Consider the following 1,690-nt stretch of genomic DNA (forward strand, 5'->3'; position numbering starts at 1 on the left):
GGGGTTTGGGTGGATTTCAGTTGAGCATCCAGGACAGCCGTTCCGAGAGCGCTGAATGGATCGCCGGGATGCGCGGGAGTTTCGGCAAGAAAAAAGAGGCTGCTCGGATGGCACGGGAAGTCGGCTTTGCGCTCGGGATCAACGCGGTTCTCCATCGCCAGAATCTCGATCGCATAGAAGAGATCATCGAGCTCGCCGAGGAGTGGGGAGCCGAAAGACTCGAGCTCGCGAACAGCCAATACAACGGCTGGGCCCTCCGGAACCGGCGTTGGCTTCTCCCCACGCGGGCTCAAGTCGAGCATGCCTCCGAAGTCGCGCTTCGGGCGCAAAAGCGGCTACGTGGGAAGATGGAGATCCTCTTCGTCATCCCCGACTACTATGCCACCTATCCGAAAGCCTGCCTTCATGGCTGGGGAAGGGCTTTTCTCACGGTGTCGGCGGACGGCCTCGCCCTCCCCTGCCAAGCGGCCCGGGAGATCTCCACTCTCTCGTTCCCGAACGTTCGGGAAAAGAGCCTCCGTGACATCTGGTTCCATGCAGAAGCTTTTCAACGTTTCCGAGGGACCGATTGGCTACCCGAACCCTGCCGGAGCTGCCCCCGCCGGGAGATCGATTTCGGCGGATGCCGTTGTCAGGCCTTCCTTCTGACGCACAATGCGGGCGCGACCGACCCGGCTTGCATCCTCTCGCCCCACCATTTTCTGATCGAGGAGGCGTTGACCGAGGCCGAAACCCCCGGGACGGTCGGCTGGGCGTACCGGAATCCAGCGGAGTCGAAGCGATTGTCGGAAGCCGCCCCTCACCCCTCCGACTCTTCTTTGGCGGAACCGGAAACGGCGAGCTAACGGCTCTCGCTGCGCAGGACAAACCCGTAGCCCCGCATCGTGTGCAGGAGCTTGACCGGCCGGCCGCGATCGATCTTCTTGCGCAGGCTGGCCATATGGACGCGCACGACGTTGCTGATCGTCTTGGCGCGCTCGGGCTGATGCCAAACTTCCTGGGCGAGAGTCTCGAAGCTCACAGCCCTCCCTTGATTCCGAAGCAAATACTCAAGGATCCCGAACTCGCGAGGAGTCAGCAGAATCTCCTGCCCGGCGCGGAAGACCCTTCGGCCCGAAAGATCGATTTCGAGATCCTCCACCGCTCGAACCCAAGGGGTGGAGCTCGTTCTCCGGCGCAACAACGCCCGGATATGAGCGGAGAGCTCCTGCGGCGAGCAGGGCTTGGGAACGACATCGTCGACCCCTTTTTCATAGGCCCGTATGCGGGCTTGCGCATCCGCTTCCCCGCTCAACAGCAGGATCGGGATCGAGATGTTGCGTCTGCGCAGCATCTCGACCACGTCGAGCACCGGCCGACCCGGCATTTCCGAATCGAGGAGGGCGACGGCGAACTCACCGAAATTGAGATCGACGAAGGCTTCTTCCGTGGTCGAAACCCGACTCCAAGCCAGCCCTTTGCCTTGGAGCTCTCCCCCGATCGCGGCGGCTAGCTTCTCGTCGGGCTCGGCCAAAAGAATCCAAGCTTTCTCCTCTTTCGGAGTCCGATTCCTTTCTTCCTTCAAAAGCGCCGTCTCCCCCTTCGGAGAGGTGGCGCGCAATGCCAATGGATTCTTCAGTTGAGGCAAACCGGTACCCTACTCTTTCCCGCCCGTTTCCTTTTGACCGCTTCCGGAAGCGGCCGCCTTTTT

Annotated in this window: 2 protein-coding genes; one reads left to right on the top strand and one right to left on the bottom strand. The window is 61.5% G+C overall.

The features are described 5' to 3' along the window. On the top strand, window positions 1-845 hold an 845-nt coding region (locus FN369_RS00860), incomplete at its 5' end, for an SPASM domain-containing protein (protein WP_142524333.1). Here FN369_RS00860 and FN369_RS00865 read toward each other — a convergent pair. Then, window positions 842-1,627, bottom strand: coding sequence for a response regulator transcription factor (locus FN369_RS00865; protein WP_142524334.1), 786 nt, complete (start codon window positions 1,625-1,627; stop codon window positions 842-844). The two genes, FN369_RS00860 and FN369_RS00865, sit on opposite strands and share 4 nt — an antisense overlap. Between the last annotated feature and the right edge of the window lie 63 nt (window positions 1,628-1,690).

The organism is Methylacidimicrobium cyclopophantes (genome assembly GCF_902143385.2).
Taxonomy (GTDB): Bacteria; Verrucomicrobiota; Verrucomicrobiia; order Methylacidiphilales; family Methylacidiphilaceae; genus Methylacidimicrobium; species Methylacidimicrobium cyclopophantes.